The sequence below is a fragment of the Nocardia sp. CDC160 genome (assembly GCF_035818795.1).
In the GTDB taxonomy this organism is placed as follows: Bacteria; Actinomycetota; Actinomycetes; order Mycobacteriales; family Mycobacteriaceae; genus Nocardia.
Window position 1 is genome coordinate 232,505 of record NZ_JAYKYT010000004.1, and the last position, 14,998, is coordinate 247,502.

The following is a 14,998-nucleotide window of genomic DNA, read 5'->3' on the forward strand; positions in this document are numbered from 1 at the left end:
CGCAGCGTCCGGCTCAGAGTTCGATGCCCAGCAGCGCGTCGACCACCTCGGTGATCAACCGTGGCGCACCGGCATCGGGGCCGCCATAGGTCAACGCCTGCTGCGCCCACGCATCGATCGCGGCCAAGGCTTTGGGGGTGTCGAGATCGTCGGCCAGATGCGCACGCACCCGCGCCACCGTATCGCTCGCGTCCGGACCCGACGCCAGTGCCGTCGCCTCGCGCCACCGCTGCAGCCGCGCCAGCGCCTCGGCCAAAACCGCATCCGACCACTCCCGGTCGCTGCGGTAATGCCCGGCGAACAAACCCAGCCGGATCGCGCCCGGATCGGTGCCCGCGCGCCGCAGCTTGGACACGAACACCAGATTGCCGCGCGACTTGGACATCTTCTCGCCATCGAGACCGATCAGCCCGGCATGCACGTAATGGCGGGCGAAGCGACGCCCCTTCACCAAGGCTTCGGCGTGCGCGCACGAATACTCGTGATGCGGATAGATCAGATCACTGCCGCCGCCCTGCACATCGAATTCGCTGCCGATGCGGTTCAACGCGATCGCCGCACACTCGATATGCCAGCCCGGCCGTCCGGCCCCGAACGGCGCGGGCCACGACGGCTCACCCGGCCGCGCCGCGCGCCACAACAGCGCATCGATCGGATCGCGTTTGCCCGCCCGCTCGGGATCCCCGCCGCGTTCGGCGAACAGTCGCTCCATGGTCGCCCGGTCGTAGCCGGACTCGTAGCCGAACTGCTCGGTCGCGTCATGACGGAAATAGACATCCGGATACCGGTCGTCGTCGACCACATACGCCGCGCCCGACGCGAGGAGCTTGTCGACCAGTTCGACGACCTCGGGCACCGACTCGATGGCGCCGATGTAATCGTGCGGCGGAATCACCCGCAACGCGGCCATGTCCTCGCGGAACAACTCGATCTCACGCGTGCCCAACTCGCGCCAGTCGATGCCGTCGCGCTGGGCGCGCTCGAACAGCGGATCATCGACATCGGTGGTGTTCTGCACGTAATGCACGTCGTGTCCGGCGTCGCGCCAGATCCGGTTGACCAGATCGAAGGTCAAATAGGTGGCCGCGTGCCCCAGATGCGTCGCGTCATAGGGGGTGATGCCGCAGACATACATGGTGGCTTTCGCTCCCGGGGTCACCGGGCGCACCTGCTTGTCGGCGGTGTCGTACAAGCGCAACGCTGGTCCGGATCCGGGGACGGTCGGGACAGCGGTATCGGACCAGGACTGCATGAATCGAGGTTAACGCCGAGATCGCGGTGCGCCCCCGCCGCCCCCACACCGGTGTGCCCCGCGACACCCACCCGCACGGGCCGACCTGCACCCTAGTCCCCGCCACCGTCGTGTCAACGGTTGCAATCACGGCGAAGCGAACGTTGCGCTCGACCCGATCGGAAACAGACGCGCCGACACGGTGCAAAGGCCATGGCGCGCAGCACGATAGACCCGCGCAGCACGAGAGACTCCTGCCGCGTTGTGCGGTCAGAACGCGGGCCAGGGGATCGGTCGCGCACCGCTCGGGCGGGGCATCACCGGATCCTCGAGCAGCGCCCGGCCGCGCGCCTCGAGGGCGGCGATCTCGGTGTCGGTGATCAACTCCGCCAGTCGATCACCCAACTCCCCCGCAATCGCCTTCACCAAAACCGTGATGTCGGTGAGCAATTCATCGGCGATGGTCTCACCGGCCCACCCCCACAACACCGTGCGCAACTTCGGCTCGTGATGCAGACAGATCCCGTGATCGACCCCGTACACCCGCCCATCGGCACCCAACAGCGCATGCCCGCCCTTACGGTCGGCGTTGTTGATCAACACATCCAGCACCGCCATTCGCCACAACCGCGCATCGGCGGCATGCACCAGCGACACCGGATGCCCCGAGGGATCCAACGCCCGCAACACCTCGAGATAGCCGTCGGGCACCTGCCCCACCGGGCACAGATCCACCAGATCCGGCACCGAGTCGTCTTCGACGATATCGATCCAGCGTTGCACCATCCCCGGCCCGAAAGGCCCCTCGCCCAACACGGTTTCGGGAATCACCCCCCACCCCAACGCCTGCGAGACCTGATAGGAGGCGACCTCACGGGCGGCCAGGGTGCCGTCGGGAAAATCCCACAGCGGCCGCTCCCCACGTACCGGCTTGTACACCACGCGGCGCCCCGCGGGCGTCTCACACACCAAGGTCACATTGCTGGCGGTGGTGACCTGCCCGATCACCGTCAACTCGGCGGTGCCCAGCGGGTCGTCCACAGCCTCAGTCCTCGTCCTCGTCCTCGTCATCGATCTCGGCGACACCGAAGATATCGCCGCGCTTGTAGCCGTTGGTACGCACACACATGTGCCCCTTCGACGACAGCGGCTCCCCGCACAACGGGCACGGCGGGCGCCCCGCCGCGATCACCCGCGCCGAACGCAACGAGAACTCCCGCGCCTGCTCGGGGGTCAGAAACACCCGCACCGCGTCGGGGCCCTCCTCGGTGTCATCGAGCACCACCGACTCGTCGACCTCGGTCTCGGTGATCGCCAACAACTCCACCACCACCGCGCCCGCGTCGGCGTCCCAGCCCAAACCCATGGTGCCGACCCGGAATTCGGCGTCGATCGGGGTGATCAACGGCGCGGTGTCGGCCACATCGGCGGCCTGCGGGGGCACCGAGGTGCCGAAGCGGCGCGCCACCTCATCCAGCAGCAGACCCATCCGATCGGCGAGCACCTTCACCTGCTGCTTCTCGAGCAGCACACTGATCACGCGCGGATCCTGCACGGCCTGCAGGTAGAACGCGCGGTCGCCCGGCTCGCCGACGGTGCCCGCGACGAAACGATCGGGGGTACGGCCTGCAGGTAGAACGCGCGGTCGCCCGGCTCGCCGACGGTGCCCGCGACGAAACGATCGGGGGTGCGGAAAATATGGATTGCTCGGCCCATTGCACCTCCATTCGGTTCACTCACACTGATGAATCGGGGCGTTCCGCTACCCCATTATCCGTACTGTCGGTGGTACCCGTTTCCCCGCCGGGCACCGGCCCCGTACGCGATTCGCCGCCGGTTCGCGGTGAAATCGCCGCCAACCCGGACAGATCCGGGCCGGTGTCATTGACCCGCCACACATACGGGGCGGTCGGGGTATAGCGGACCACGCTGACCGAGGCCGGTTCGACCACGATCCGTTGAAAACCGTCGAGGTGAATGCCCAACGCGTCGGCCAACACCGACTTGATGACATCGCCGTGCGTGCACGCAATCCACAACACATCGCTACCATGCCGGGCCGCGAATTGCCGATCTCGTTCGCGGATAGCGGACACCGCGCGAAACTGAACCTGCGCCAAGGACTCTCCGGAAGGGAAGGTGGCGGCGCTGGCGTGGCGCTGCACCACCTTCCACAACTGCTCGTTCACCAGATCGGCGAGGGCCTTGCCGGTCCAGTCGCCGTAATCGACCTCGAGGAGCCGCTCGTCGGGTTCGGCTTCCAGGCCGAGTTTGTCGGCCAGTGGGGCCACGGTGCGCTGGCAGCGCAGCAGCGGCGAGCACACGATGTGTTCGATCGGCAGCGATCCCAACCGGGCCACCAGCGCGTGGGCCTGCTCGCGGCCGCGGTCGGTCAGATCGACCCCGGCGCTGCGCCCGGCCAGGGTGCGGGCGGTATTGGACGTGGACACGCCGTGCCGCAACAGGATCACCGTCACCGGGACAGCCTACCGACTAGGTCGCCGACACGACGCCGGTCGACAACAGCACCAACATCACCACCCCGAGCGCGATGCGGTAGCCGACGAACCAATCCAGGGAATGGCGGGTCACGAACCGCAACAGCCACGCCACCGACGCGTACCCGACCACGAACGACACGATCGTGGCCACCAACAGCTGCGGACCTGAGGCGTTGAGGCCCTCACCGGCGGGTTCGAACGCATCCGGTAGCGAGAACAACCCCGACGCCACCACCGCGGGAATGGCCAGCAGGAACGAGAACCGCACCGCGGCCTCGCGGGTCAACCCACAGAACAGACCGGCCGACGACGTCGCCCCCGACCGCGACACGCCCGGGATCAGAGCCAGGCATTGGGCCAGACCCATGATCAGCCCGTCGCGGGTGGTCAGCAGTTCGATCGGGCGGCGCGCGCGCCCGTAGGCCCGGCTCGAATACCATTCGGCGGCGGCGATCACCAGCGCGAACACGATCAACATGATCGAGATCAGCCACAGATTCCGTGCGCCGGTACGGATTTGGTCCTTGAACAGCAAACCCAGCACGCCGATCGGGACGGTGGCGATGATCACATACCAGCCGATGCGGTAGTCCAGGGCGCGCTGAGTGTCCGGATCGGGGCCGAAGCTGAAGCGTCCGTCGTCGGTCAATACCGGCAGCTGGGTGGTCGCGCGCTCGTGCAGGGGCACCAAATCCCGTTGCGGCGCACGGACTTTCCACCACAGCGTGGTGCACCACGCCACCAGGATCCGCCAGATGTCCTTCGCGAAATACACCAGCACCGCCGCCTCGGTGCCCAACTGGGTCACCGCGGTGAACGACGCGCCCGCGTCATCGCCGAAGAACACCGCCGAGGTGATGCGCAGATGCGCCGAGGAAGAGATCGGCAGAAACTCCGTCAAACCCTGCACCAGGCCCAACACCAGCGCCTGCACCCACGTCATCGACTCGCCCACACACCCTCCAGTCCCGAATCCCATACCGCCGCAACACCGCAGCGACCCTACCGGCCCGTGTCCGAATTCGGACACGGGCGCGCGAATGTCGGCTCGACCCGCCGCGCAGGAGTGCGCCATAGCGGGGCGCGAGCGTCGGGTGCGCCTAGGCTGACGCGTGTGACGAAAGTGCAAGCGCGGTGATGGAACAACGCACGGTCGGCCGCAGCGGACTGCGGGTCTCGCGGCTCGGGCTGGCCACCCACACCTGGGGCCGCGAAACCGACGCCGAAGACGCCGCCGCCCAACTCATGGCCTTCGTCGAGGCGGGCGGCACCCTGGTCGACACCTCCCCGGCCTACGGCGACGGCGCCGCGCAACACATCCTCGGCGAACTGCTCTCCGAGATCGGGCGCGAAGACCTCGTGCTGAGCGGAAACGCCGGATACACACCGATACTGGCCGACACCCCCGCCGACACCCCCGCCGCGGTGCGCTGGACCGTCGACGCCTCCCGGCGCACCATGATGCGCCAACTCGACCACACCCTGCACCAGCTCGGCACCGACCACCTCGACATCTGGTCGGTCGCCGCCTGGGACCCCCACACCCCCCTCGAAGAGATCGCCGACACCCTCACCTGGGCGGTGCGCTCGGGCCGGGTCCGTTACGCCGGAGCCCGCGGCTACGACGGCTGGCAGCTGGCCACCCTCGCCGCCGCCGCGCCCCTGACCGCCACCCACATCCCCTACTCGCTGCTCGCGCGCGGGGTCGAACACGAATTCGTGCCCGCCGCACAGCATCACGGCATCGGCGTCATCGCCACCGCACCCCTGGCCGGGGGCATCCTCACCGGCAAATACCGTGACGGGGTGCCCGCGGACTCACGCGGCGCCGACGAGGCCACCGCCGCGGAGATCATCGCCGGACTCGACGACCGCGCCGTGCGCGTGGTCGACGCGGTCGTCACCGCCGCCGACGGACTGGGCACCTCCCCGCTCGCGGTGGCCATCGCCTGGATCCGCGACCAACCCGGCGTCGCGTCGATGCTGGTCGGGGCCCGCGACATCGGGCAGCTCACCGGAATCCTGGCCGCGGAAACCCTCGAACTGCCGCGTGCCATCGCCGCGGCCCTCGGAGACGTGAGCGCACGCACAGAATGAGCAAGGCTACCCTTACCGGCATGAGGTGTCTCGTGAATGCCCGCCCGGCCATCCGCACGCTGCTGATCACGCTGCTGGGCCTCGGACTGGTCGCGGGCGTGAGCGCCTGCGGCAACGGCACTTCGGGCACCCCCGGCCAGCGCGGACCCGTCACCGCCAGCGTCGGCGACCTCGACCCCGTGCCCATCGGAGGCGAACCCACCCCGGTGCTGCCCGCCACCGTGACCTCCTTCGACGGGTCACCGGTCACCGTCACCGACACCAGCCGCATCATCGCCGCCGACCGCTACGGCACCCTCGCCCAAACCGTCGTCGCCCTCGGACTGGGCTCGAAACTGGTGGGCCGCTCCAACTCCGCGGCCTTCCCCGCCGTCAAGGATCTGCCGACCGTGTCGAGCGGCTCGGGCACCTTGAGCGTGGAAGCCGTTGCGGCACTTAGGCCCACGGTGTTCCTCACCGACACCACCGCCGTCACCCCCGCCCTGCGCGAGCAACTCAAAGCATTGGGCATCACGGTGGTCTACTTCGACGACAAACGCACCCTCGACGGGGTCGTGCCGCAAATCCAGGCCGTCGCCGACGCGCTGGGTGTCACCGCGGCGGGCAAGGCACTGGCCAAACGCACCGGCGACGAGATCGCGGCGGCCACCGCGTCGGTGCCGCACCAGGATGCCAAACCCAAGATCGCGTTCCTGTATCTGCGCTCCACCGCCATCACCATGATCTTCGGACCCGGCTCCGGCGCCGAATCGCTGATCAGCGCCATCGGCGGCGTCGACGCCGCCACCGCCTCCGGTGTCACCCAGGACTTCCTGCCCATCACCAGCGAAGCCATGATCGCCGCCGCCCCCGACGTGCTGCTGGTCATGAGCGACGGACTGGCCTCCGTCGGCGGCGTCGACGGCCTCGAAAAGGTCCCCGGCGTCGCCCAAACCCCCGCCGGACGCGACCGGCGCGTCGTCGACATGAACGACGCCGTGCTGCTGTCCTTCGGCCCCAACACCGGCCGCGTCCTGACCGCCCTGATCAAGGCCATCTACGGCACCCCCACCGCATGAGCGACCCGCTACCCCCGCAACCGAACTCGGCCACCCCCACCACGATCACCGACACCGAGCTCGAAGCCGCTGCCGCGCAGCGGTTCCCGGCCAGCGTCGATCCGGAACCGGCCGGTCGGCGCAGTCGGTCGCGGCTGACCCTGATCTTTGCCGCCGCCGTGCTCGCGCTGGTGGTGTTGGCGGTCATCTCCGCGGGCATCGGGCAGGTGCCGACCAGTCCTGCCGAAGTCGCGGGCAGCTTCTTTCACCATTTCGGCCTGGACTGGGGGCCGATGCCGCATCACCCGGCTGGGGATGTGACGTTGTGGCAGGTGCGCTTCCCGCGCGTGGTGCTCGCCGTGCTCGTGGGCGCGGCGCTGGCCACCGCGGGCGCGCTGTTGCAGGGTGTGTTCGCCAACCCCCTGGCCGAACCCGGCGTCATCGGCGTCTCGGCCGGTGCCGCGGTCGGGGCGGGCACCGTCATCGTGATCGGTGGCGCGTTCACCGCCGCCTGGTCGGTGGCCGGGGGCGCGTTCGTGGCCGGATTGGGCACCACCGCCCTGGTGTATCTGCTCTCGCGCTCGGGTGGGCGCACCGAAGTGGTCACCTTGATCCTCACCGGTGTGGCCATCAATGCCTTTGCCGGAGGCCTGATTTCGTTCCTGTTGTTCAAAGCCTCCCCGGCCGCGCGCGACCAACTGGTGTTCTGGCAGATGGGCTCGCTCAACGGAGCAACCTGGCAGGCGGTCAACGTGGTGTGGCCACTGACCGTGCTCGGGATCGCGGCCGCGATCTGGATGGCCCCCCGCCTGGATCTGCTCGCGCTCGGCGAATCCGCGGCCCGCCACCTCGGCGTCGACGTGGAACGGTTGCGGCGCAACATCATTGTCGTGGTCGCGGTGCTGGCCACGGCCGGGGTCGCCTTCACCGGCATCATCCTGTTCGTCGGTTTGATCGTCCCGCACGTGGTGCGCATGCTCGTCGGCCCCGCACACCGGGTACTGATCCCGCTCTCGGCCATCCTCGGCGCCGCGGTGCTGGTGGCCGCCGACATCGGCGCGCGCGCCCTGGTCCACAACGCCGACCTGCCCCTGGGCATGATCACCTCCCTGGTCGGCGGACCGTTCTTCTTCTGGCTGCTGCGCCGCACCCGCTCCCGCGCCGGAGGCTGGGCATGAACCGACTGCGCGACCTGACCACCGTGTTCCGCCGCGCACCCGCGCTGCCCGAGCCCCCCGAACCCGGCACCGCCACCCTGCGCGCCCGTCAGGTCAGCGCCACACGCGGTGAGCGCCCGGTGCTCGACGGCATCGACTTCGACGTCGTGGCCGGGCAGATCGTGGCCCTGGTCGGCCCCAACGGCGCGGGCAAATCCACACTGCTGGCCGCCTTGGCCGGAGAACTCGAATTGACCGGCGGCAGTGTCGAACTCGACGGGCACGCCCTGACCCACTGGACCCACCTGGACATGGCACGCCGCCGCGCGGTGCTGCCGCAAGCCCACACCGTCGGATTCCCGTTCACCGCCCGCGAGGTCGTAGCCATGGGCCGCTCCCCATGGGCGCGCACCGCCCGCCAGGACGAGGACGAGGACGCCATCGCCGCCGCCATGGCCGCCACCGACGTGCAACACTTGGCCGCCAGACCGTTCCCGGCGCTGTCGGGCGGTGAACGCGCCCGCGTCGCGCTGGCGCGGGTACTGGCCCAGGACACCGCGACCCTGCTGCTCGACGAACCCACCGCCGCACTCGATCTCGGCCACCAGGAACAGGTGCTGCGCCTGGCCCGCGCACGCGCCAGCGCCGGAGCCGCCGTCGTGGTCGTGCTGCACGATCTCGGGGTCGCCGCCGCCTACGCCGACCGCGTCGCGGTCCTGGAAGCCGGACGCATCGCCGCCGACGGCCCACCCCGGGAAATCCTCACCCCCGAGCTGCTCACCCGCGTCTACCAGCATCCGGTCGACGTGTTCGACCACCCACTCACCGGGGCGCAGCTGGTATTGCCCGTGCGCGGACACGACCACGAAAGAGAGTGAACGGCAACGGAATTGGTCGGCTCAGAGTTCCTGCTGACCCCACACCAGCCGCAACACCCCGTTGACGAACCAGATCGCGAACAACCCCACCCCGGCGATCGGCGTCCACGCCCACCCCAACAGCACCGCGGCCGCCCCGAACCACAGCACCTCCAAAGCGATGCGCCGCCAACCCTTTTGCGGGAACCGCGCATCCTTGGCCGCCCCGAACAACGCCCACACCACAATGAACACCGCCGGGGCCACCAACCCGGCCACGATGCGCACCGCCAGCGGCGCGGACACAGTGAACCCCCACCACGCCGCCGCGGCGAGCACGCACAACTCGAGCACGAACATCAGCAACAGGTTCGCGCCCTGGAGGACCTTCATCGCCATACCAACTTCAACACCGCAGGAGTCAACAGCATGCGGATCACGGTGGCGTCCAACACCAGCGCCGCGATCATGCCGTAGGCAATGTATTTCATCAGCACCAGATCCGAGAACCCGAACGCCCCGGTCACCACGATCAGAATCGCCGCGGCCGAGGTGATCACCCCGCCGGTGTGGGCGATGCCGTAGCGAATGGCCTCGGGCGTCTCGGCTCCGGCCGCGCGCGCCTCGGCCATGCGCGACTGCAGAAACACCTCGTAATCGGTGGAGAGCCCGAACAACACCGTCACGATCAACACCAGCACCGCGAACATCAACGGGCCCGGCGTGAAATCGAACAACCCCGCCCCGTGACCCTCCACGAAGATCCAGGTCAACACCCCCAAGGTCGCACCCAGGCTCAACGCGCTCATCACCACCGCCTTGATCGCCAACACCAGCGACCGAAATGCCGCGTACATCAACGCGATCGCCGCCACGATCAGAATCGTCACCAGCAACGGCAGGCCTTTGATCAAACCGTGGATGCTGTCGCGTTCCAGCGCGGGCACCCCGGCCACCATCACCAGCACGCCCTCCGGTGCCGGGATCGCGCGCAGCGACGCCAGCACCGCGTCGGCGTCGCGTTTGTCGGTCAAACCGCTGGCCAACACCGTCACCTGATCCTTACTCGGCGCGGCCGGATCGAACGGCCCGGTCATGCGCGCCCCCACCCGCTGATTGGCCTCATACCGGATGTCGGACAGCTGCTGCGGGTTCGCGCCCACCACCACCAATTTCAGTGGCTCGGTCCGGAATTGGGGAAACAGGCGGTCGAAGTCCTGCTGGGCCACCCGCGCCGGATTGTTCGCCGCCAGATACCGTTCGCTCAACCCCCCGAACTCGATGTGGCGAAACGGCAGAATCAACGCCACCAGCATCACCACCACCGGCACGATCACCAGCCACGGTTTGCGCATCGCGAAAACTGCCAGCCGGGAAAAGAACCCGGCATCGATCTGCTCGGCGGTGCGAATACTGGCCAGCCGATGCCAACCCCACAGATCGATGCGCCGACCCACGATCGACAGCGCCGCGGGCAGCGCCGTCACCGACAACACCGCCGCCAACACCACCGAGGAGATGCCGCCCAACGGCACCGAGCGCAGCACCCCGTTGGGGTAGATGAACAACGCCCCCAAACTCACCGCGATGATCGCCGCCGAGAACAACACCGTGCGCCCGGCCGTGGCCACCGTGGCCGCGGTGGCCTCCTCCACGCTGCGCCCGGCCGCCAATTCCTCCCGGAATCGGGTCACCGCGAACAATCCGTAGTCGATGGCCAACCCCAAACTCACCAATGTGACCACCGCCGAGGCGAACACATTGACCTGCAGGTGGTTGGTCAGCAGCCGCATGATGCCCTGGCTGCCCAGAATCGTCATCCCGCCGATGAGCACCGGCAGCAGCGCCGCGATCACGCCGCCGAACACGAAATACAGCAGGATCGCCACCAACGGCAGCGCGATCAACTCCGCGCGGTGGATGTCGTCCTGCATGCCGGTGTTGATGCCCTCCACCACCGGCTGCATCCCCGCCAACTGCACCGTCGTGCCGCCCGGACCCGAACCCGGTGTCCCGGCATGGAATTGGTTCTTGATCGCCATGTAGTTGTCGACCGTGTCGGTGCCGCCGTCGCCACGCAACCCGATGCTGGCGAAGGCATGCGTGCGGGAGGCGTCGGCGAACTGGCCCATCAACGCGCCATCCCAATACGAATCGATCTTCAAGATCCGATCCGGGTAGTCGGTGCGCAGCCGGGTCAGCTCCGCGGCCACCGCACTGCGCACCGGCTCGTCGTCGACCGTCATGCCGGGTGGGGCGGTGTAGAGGGCGATCAGATCCGCGTCGGTGTCGCGCCCGAAGGTCGCATCGGCGAGCTCGGCCGCGGCCACCGACTGACTCGACTCATCGAACCACCCCTCCTGCGTGAGGTGTTTGCCCAGGTCACGGCCATAGAATCCGGACACCAGCACCGCCAGAGCGAAGGCGGCGAACACCACGAACCGGAAACGGTGGATCGCACGCCCCCACCGTAGGGATCCGGCCTGCACCATCAGCCGCAGGCCGCGGTCTTGTAATCGGCCGAGCGCAGAATCCCGCACAGGTCGGTGCGCGAGATCTTCCAGCGCCCGTCCTTGTACACGAAATGCACCACCGTGGTGCGCACATCGGTGCCGGTGCCGTCCTTGTCCAGGCTCAAGGTCGCGGTCAGGGTGCCGTCGTGATTGTCGAAGACCGGATCACGCACCCCGTACACCGCGTGGGGATGATCGGCGAGGGCCTTGTACATGTCGGGGATCGCGTCCTTGAACGCGTCACCGTCCTCGATCAACGCGGTGCGGTCCGCGTCGGGCAGGCTCGGATCCAACGCGGATTTGATCTGCTGATCCAATTGCGCCGCGGTCGGAATCGCCGGGCGCGCGGCCACACTCGATGACGCCGCGGCCGCCGAGGACGCGCTCAACGCCGCATACGCCGAGGACCGCGCCGCGGCCACCTTGGACTCGTCATCGCCCCCACCGCACGCGGCGAGCGACGCGCCGAGCACGGTCAACACAAGCGTGGCGGTCACCGGTCGTCGAAGTCGCATCAACATCCTCGTCAGCTCGAACTGCGGTTGTGTGCCGCTAGTTTGTCATGCGCGCTGCCCGCGAGTGATTCGCCTGTCACAGACACCGCCGGCACCGGGGTGGCTCACATGCCGTCCAGGACCGCGCTCAACCGACCCAACAGCGCCCGCACCGTCGTGGCCTCGCGTGGCGCGGCCGCGGCCACCGGGGTGGCCGCCGGAATCAGATCCCGCACCAACGCCACCACGCTGCGTTCGTCGTCGAGATCGATGTCGGTCACCGGCGCGACCGCCACCGCCACCACATCCTCGGGGCCGGGCACCGCGGTCTCGAGTCCGCCGCGATAGATCTCCACCGTCAGCGTGGCCCGATGAGTGCGGAACGCGAACGAGCGCCCGTCGGCGGTGACCCCGAACCCGTGCGCGTAGCGGCCCACCGTCACGTCCTCGACCCGGAAACCCGACCGGTCCTCGGCTACCAACACATCTCCCTGATCCAGCGCCCTTTTGCCTTCCACGGTAACCGTCTGCCCCGACACCGCCACCGAATCCCCATGTCACATCATGCAAATCGGCACGCGGTGCACGCGCCACGCCGTCGCGATGACCCCCACTTGTCGGCCGTACGAGAGGAACATGGTCAGATTAGAGAGCACGCATGATTTCGTCGGTCAGTTCGGTCAGTAAGGAGTTCGCTGCATGCGCCGTCGCGGCTGGATCCGTTCGGCCCTCGCGGGGGCGGCGGTGGTGACCCTGCTGGCCGGATGCTCGGATCAGGAGAGCAACTCCGACAACGCCACCCGCGAACCGGCCACCCCCGCCGCCGCCCCGGTGCCCGCGGCCACGCCCGCTGGACAGGTGAGCCCGAGCGCGCCGATCTCGCTGCTGCTCGACGAACCCGCCACCGGGGTGCTGGCCGCCGTCGTCGACTCCGGGACCACCCTGCAGCTCGTCGACAACGGGGTGACGCGGCCGGTTCCCTTGCCGGGCAAGGCCGCCGCCCTGGCCGCCGGTCGACCCGGGGAGATCCTGGTCGCGGTGCCGAATGCGATCGTGCGCGTGGACGCCGCCACCGGGGCGACGAGCCAGATCAAGGTCGACGGGGATGTGCACGCGGTCGCGTTGCGCCCCGACGGATCCCTGGTCGCGGGTCTGGCGGGCGGCAAAGTGCTGCTGCTGGATGCCGAAGGGGCCGTGCGCCACACCATTTCGGGCCTGTCCTCGGCCGATGCGCTCACCGCCGGACCCGACGGGGTCGTGGTCCTCGACCGCCGCCAGACCGCCATCGCCGCGCTCGACGGCGACAGCAAGCTCGGGCTGTCGCTGCGCGCGGGCGACGGCGCCACCACCATGATCGGCGACCACTTCGGCCGCAGCCTGGTCACCGACACCGCCGGGGGCGAACTGCTGGTCTACACCGCCGATCCCTTGGTCCTGCACCAGCGTTTCCCGGTAGGCTCTGCTCCCTACGCACTCGCCTACGATCAGCGGTCCGAGACCGTGTGGGTGACGCTGACAGCCAGCAACGAAGTCGTCGGCTACGACCTGTCAACGGGTATACCGGTAGAGGTGGGGCGCTACCCGACGGTGCGCCAGCCCAACTCGGTCACCGTCGACAACCGCACCGGCGACATGTTCGTGGGATCCGCGACCGGCGACGGTCTGCAACGGATCGGCGCGGACCAGCGGAAGAGAGGGCAGTGATGGCTCGGGCCTCACGATCGGCGCACCAATCGCGCACATTACCGGAAGGCTGGGAGGAAACCAGCGACGAATGGGAATACGTGCCCCTGCGACTGCCGCCCGGCGTCAGCAGGGTCACCGCCGCCCTACGCCTGTCCATCCACGCGGAATACAGCGGCTGGGAACTGTCGCGCGTGCGCGCCTACACCGACGGTTCGCGTCGAGTGTTATTGCGCCGCCGCAAAACTCCCCTGCTATCCCCGACACCCGAGGCGGTGATGTAACCCGATATGTATGAGCGCCTGTACGCCCTGTTGCTGAAGGTGATGTTCCGACTGCAGCCGGAAACCATCCACCATCTGGCCTTCGCCGCCATGCGGCTGGCGACCCGGTTCGCCCCGGGCCGCCGCCTCACCGCCGCGATGCTCGTCGACCCCGACCCGATCCTGCGCACCCGAGTGTTCGGTGTGGACTTCCCCGCACCGCTGGGACTGGCCGCCGGGTTCGACAAGAACGCCGACGGTGTCGACGCATGGGGCCCGCTCGGGTTCGGCTACGCCGAAATCGGCACCGTCACCGCCCAGGCCCAGCCCGGCAACCCCGCGCCACGGCTGTTCCGGCTGCCCGCGGACCGCGCGCTCATCAACCGCATGGGCTTCAACAACTTCGGTGCCGCCGCCGCGGCCGAACACCTGGCCGCGCGGCGGCCCGGCGGTGTGCCCATCGGCGCCAACATCGGTAAGACCAAGGTCGTCGAACCCGAAGACGCCGCGAGCGATTACGCCATCTCGGCCAAACTGCTCGGCCCGCTGGCCGACTTCATGGTCGTCAACGTCTCCTCCCCCAACACCCCCGGCCTGCGCGACCTGCAAGCCGTCGAGTCCCTGCGCCCCATCCTGCAAGCCGTCCTCGACGAGGTCTCGATCCCGGTCCTGGTGAAAATCGCCCCCGACCTGTCCGACGAGGACATCGACGCCGTCGCCGACCTCGCCGTCGAACTCGGCCTGGCGGGCATCGTCGCCACCAACACCACCATCCGCCGCGACGGCCTGACCACCCCCGCCGCCGACGTGGAACCGATCGGCCCCGGCGGCCTGTCGGGCCCCCCGGTCGCCGACCGCTCCCTGGAAGTCCTGCGCCGCCTCTACGCCCGAGTCGGCGACAAACTGGTCCTCATCTCCGTCGGCGGCATCGAAACCGTCGACCAGGCCTGGGAACGCATCCTCGCCGGAGCCTCCCTCCTGCAGGGCTACACCGGCTTCATCTACGGCGGCCCCCTCTGGCCCAAACACATCCACCAAGGCCTGGCCACCAAACTCCGCACCCACGGCTACACCAGCCTCTCCGAAGCCGTAGGCGCAGACCACAAAACCCGCGCCTGACCCCGGTCGCCGCGGCCGCTGCCAACCCAGCGGCCGCGGCAACCGG

At 68.8% G+C, this 14,998-nt stretch carries 15 protein-coding genes and 2 pseudogenes; 7 read left to right on the top strand and 10 right to left on the bottom strand.

What is annotated here, in order from left to right:
* Window positions 1-13 precede the first annotated feature (13 nt).
* From mshC to VMT40_RS22450, 6 genes and pseudogenes are all read right to left on the bottom strand, one after another.
* Window positions 14-1,252: a cysteine--1-D-myo-inosityl 2-amino-2-deoxy-alpha-D-glucopyranoside ligase gene (mshC, locus tag VMT40_RS22430; RefSeq protein WP_326360569.1), complete on the bottom strand. Its 1,239-nt coding sequence runs from the start codon at window positions 1,250-1,252 to the stop codon at window positions 14-16.
* Window positions 1,253-1,501: 249 nt separating this feature from the next.
* Window positions 1,502-2,302, bottom strand: a complete 801-nt coding sequence (locus VMT40_RS22435; protein ID WP_442790033.1) for an SCO1664 family protein — start codon at window positions 2,300-2,302, stop codon at window positions 1,502-1,504.
* Window positions 2,277-2,858: pseudogene (locus VMT40_RS22440) on the bottom strand (DUF3090 domain-containing protein); the annotation flags it as partial. The gene VMT40_RS22435 and the pseudogene VMT40_RS22440, both read right to left, overlap by 26 nt.
* 29 nt (window positions 2,859-2,887) lie before the next feature.
* A pseudogene (locus tag VMT40_RS39415) lies at window positions 2,888-2,947 on the bottom strand (DUF3090 domain-containing protein); the annotation flags it as partial.
* A gap of 20 nt (window positions 2,948-2,967) precedes the next feature.
* Window positions 2,968-3,708 carry a histidine phosphatase family protein gene (locus VMT40_RS22445; protein ID WP_326360571.1) on the bottom strand — a complete coding sequence of 247 codons (741 nt, stop codon included), beginning with the start codon at window positions 3,706-3,708 and terminating at the stop codon, window positions 2,968-2,970.
* A 16-nt stretch (window positions 3,709-3,724) separates the two neighbouring features.
* The gene (locus VMT40_RS22450; RefSeq protein WP_326360572.1) at window positions 3,725-4,807 is read right to left on the bottom strand and encodes an undecaprenyl-diphosphate phosphatase; all 1,083 of its coding nucleotides are present in this window, start codon (window positions 4,805-4,807) and stop codon (window positions 3,725-3,727) included.
* 62 nt (window positions 4,808-4,869) lie between these two features.
* Here VMT40_RS22450 and VMT40_RS22455 point away from each other — a divergent pair, with 62 nt between their 5' ends.
* The 4 genes from VMT40_RS22455 to VMT40_RS22470 are packed head-to-tail and all read left to right on the top strand — an operon-like array spanning window position 4,870 to window position 8,901.
* Window positions 4,870-5,829, top strand: coding sequence for an aldo/keto reductase (locus tag VMT40_RS22455; protein ID WP_326360573.1), 960 nt, complete (start codon window positions 4,870-4,872; stop codon window positions 5,827-5,829).
* A gap of 20 nt (window positions 5,830-5,849) precedes the next feature.
* On the top strand, window positions 5,850-6,887 hold the full coding sequence (locus VMT40_RS22460; protein WP_326360574.1) for a heme/hemin ABC transporter substrate-binding protein: 1,038 nt from the start codon (window positions 5,850-5,852) through the stop codon (window positions 6,885-6,887).
* The gene (locus VMT40_RS22465) at window positions 6,884-8,044 is read left to right on the top strand and encodes a FecCD family ABC transporter permease (RefSeq protein WP_326360575.1); all 1,161 of its coding nucleotides are present in this window, start codon (window positions 6,884-6,886) and stop codon (window positions 8,042-8,044) included. The genes VMT40_RS22460 and VMT40_RS22465 overlap by 4 nt, the downstream gene beginning before the upstream one ends.
* Window positions 8,041-8,901, top strand: a complete 861-nt coding sequence (locus VMT40_RS22470) for a heme ABC transporter ATP-binding protein (RefSeq protein WP_326360576.1) — start codon at window positions 8,041-8,043, stop codon at window positions 8,899-8,901. The genes VMT40_RS22465 and VMT40_RS22470 overlap by 4 nt, the downstream gene beginning before the upstream one ends.
* A 21-nt stretch (window positions 8,902-8,922) precedes the next feature.
* On the opposite strand, the gene VMT40_RS22475 is transcribed toward VMT40_RS22470, so the two are convergent.
* From VMT40_RS22475 to VMT40_RS22490, 4 genes are all read right to left on the bottom strand, one after another.
* Window positions 8,923-9,273 (bottom strand): YrdB family protein, encoded by a 351-nt coding sequence (locus VMT40_RS22475; RefSeq protein ID WP_326360577.1) that lies wholly within the window; start codon window positions 9,271-9,273, stop codon window positions 8,923-8,925.
* Window positions 9,270-11,420, bottom strand: coding sequence for an MMPL family transporter (locus VMT40_RS22480; protein ID WP_326360579.1), 2,151 nt, complete (start codon window positions 11,418-11,420; stop codon window positions 9,270-9,272). The genes VMT40_RS22475 and VMT40_RS22480 overlap by 4 nt, the downstream gene beginning before the upstream one ends.
* Window positions 11,372-11,908 carry a hypothetical protein gene (locus tag VMT40_RS22485; protein ID WP_326360581.1) on the bottom strand — a complete coding sequence of 179 codons (537 nt, stop codon included), beginning with the start codon at window positions 11,906-11,908 and terminating at the stop codon, window positions 11,372-11,374. Before VMT40_RS22485 ends, VMT40_RS22480 begins: the two co-directional genes overlap by 49 nt.
* Before the next feature lie 104 nt (window positions 11,909-12,012).
* Complete coding sequence (locus tag VMT40_RS22490; RefSeq protein WP_326360583.1) at window positions 12,013-12,405, bottom strand: hypothetical protein; 393 nt, start codon at window positions 12,403-12,405, stop codon at window positions 12,013-12,015.
* Between the two features lie 181 nt (window positions 12,406-12,586).
* Here VMT40_RS22490 and VMT40_RS22495 point away from each other — a divergent pair, with 181 nt between their 5' ends.
* The 3 genes from VMT40_RS22495 to VMT40_RS22505 are packed head-to-tail and all read left to right on the top strand — an operon-like array spanning window position 12,587 to window position 14,952.
* The gene (locus VMT40_RS22495; RefSeq protein ID WP_326360585.1) at window positions 12,587-13,591 is read left to right on the top strand and encodes a hypothetical protein; all 1,005 of its coding nucleotides are present in this window, start codon (window positions 12,587-12,589) and stop codon (window positions 13,589-13,591) included.
* Complete coding sequence (locus tag VMT40_RS22500; protein ID WP_326360586.1) at window positions 13,591-13,854, top strand: DUF5703 family protein; 264 nt, start codon at window positions 13,591-13,593, stop codon at window positions 13,852-13,854. Before VMT40_RS22495 ends, VMT40_RS22500 begins: the two co-directional genes overlap by 1 nt.
* Before the next feature lie 18 nt (window positions 13,855-13,872).
* Complete coding sequence (locus tag VMT40_RS22505) at window positions 13,873-14,952, top strand: quinone-dependent dihydroorotate dehydrogenase (protein ID WP_326361727.1); 1,080 nt, start codon at window positions 13,873-13,875, stop codon at window positions 14,950-14,952.
* Window positions 14,953-14,998: the final 46 nt, after the last annotated feature.

Excerpts from the sequence above, each read along its gene's own strand:
- mshC (WP_326360569.1), bottom strand. The coding sequence starts at position 1,252 with ATGCAGTCCTGGTCCGATACCGCTGTCCCGACCGTCCCCGGATCCGGA.
- VMT40_RS22435 (WP_442790033.1), bottom strand. The coding sequence starts at position 2,302 with ATGACGAGGACGAGGACGAGGACTGAGGCTGTGGACGACCCGCTGGGC.
- VMT40_RS22450 (WP_326360572.1), bottom strand. The coding sequence starts at position 4,807 with ATGGCGCACTCCTGCGCGGCGGGTCGAGCCGACATTCGCGCGCCCGTG.
- VMT40_RS22455 (WP_326360573.1), top strand. The coding sequence starts at position 4,870 with ATGGAACAACGCACGGTCGGCCGCAGCGGACTGCGGGTCTCGCGGCTC.
- VMT40_RS22460 (WP_326360574.1), top strand. The coding sequence starts at position 5,850 with ATGAGGTGTCTCGTGAATGCCCGCCCGGCCATCCGCACGCTGCTGATC.
- VMT40_RS22465 (WP_326360575.1), top strand. The coding sequence starts at position 6,884 with ATGAGCGACCCGCTACCCCCGCAACCGAACTCGGCCACCCCCACCACG.
- VMT40_RS22470 (WP_326360576.1), top strand. The coding sequence starts at position 8,041 with ATGAACCGACTGCGCGACCTGACCACCGTGTTCCGCCGCGCACCCGCG.
- VMT40_RS22475 (WP_326360577.1), bottom strand. The coding sequence starts at position 9,273 with ATGAAGGTCCTCCAGGGCGCGAACCTGTTGCTGATGTTCGTGCTCGAG.
- VMT40_RS22485 (WP_326360581.1), bottom strand. The coding sequence starts at position 11,908 with ATGCGACTTCGACGACCGGTGACCGCCACGCTTGTGTTGACCGTGCTC.
- VMT40_RS22495 (WP_326360585.1), top strand. The coding sequence starts at position 12,587 with ATGCGCCGTCGCGGCTGGATCCGTTCGGCCCTCGCGGGGGCGGCGGTG.
- VMT40_RS22500 (WP_326360586.1), top strand. The coding sequence starts at position 13,591 with ATGGCTCGGGCCTCACGATCGGCGCACCAATCGCGCACATTACCGGAA.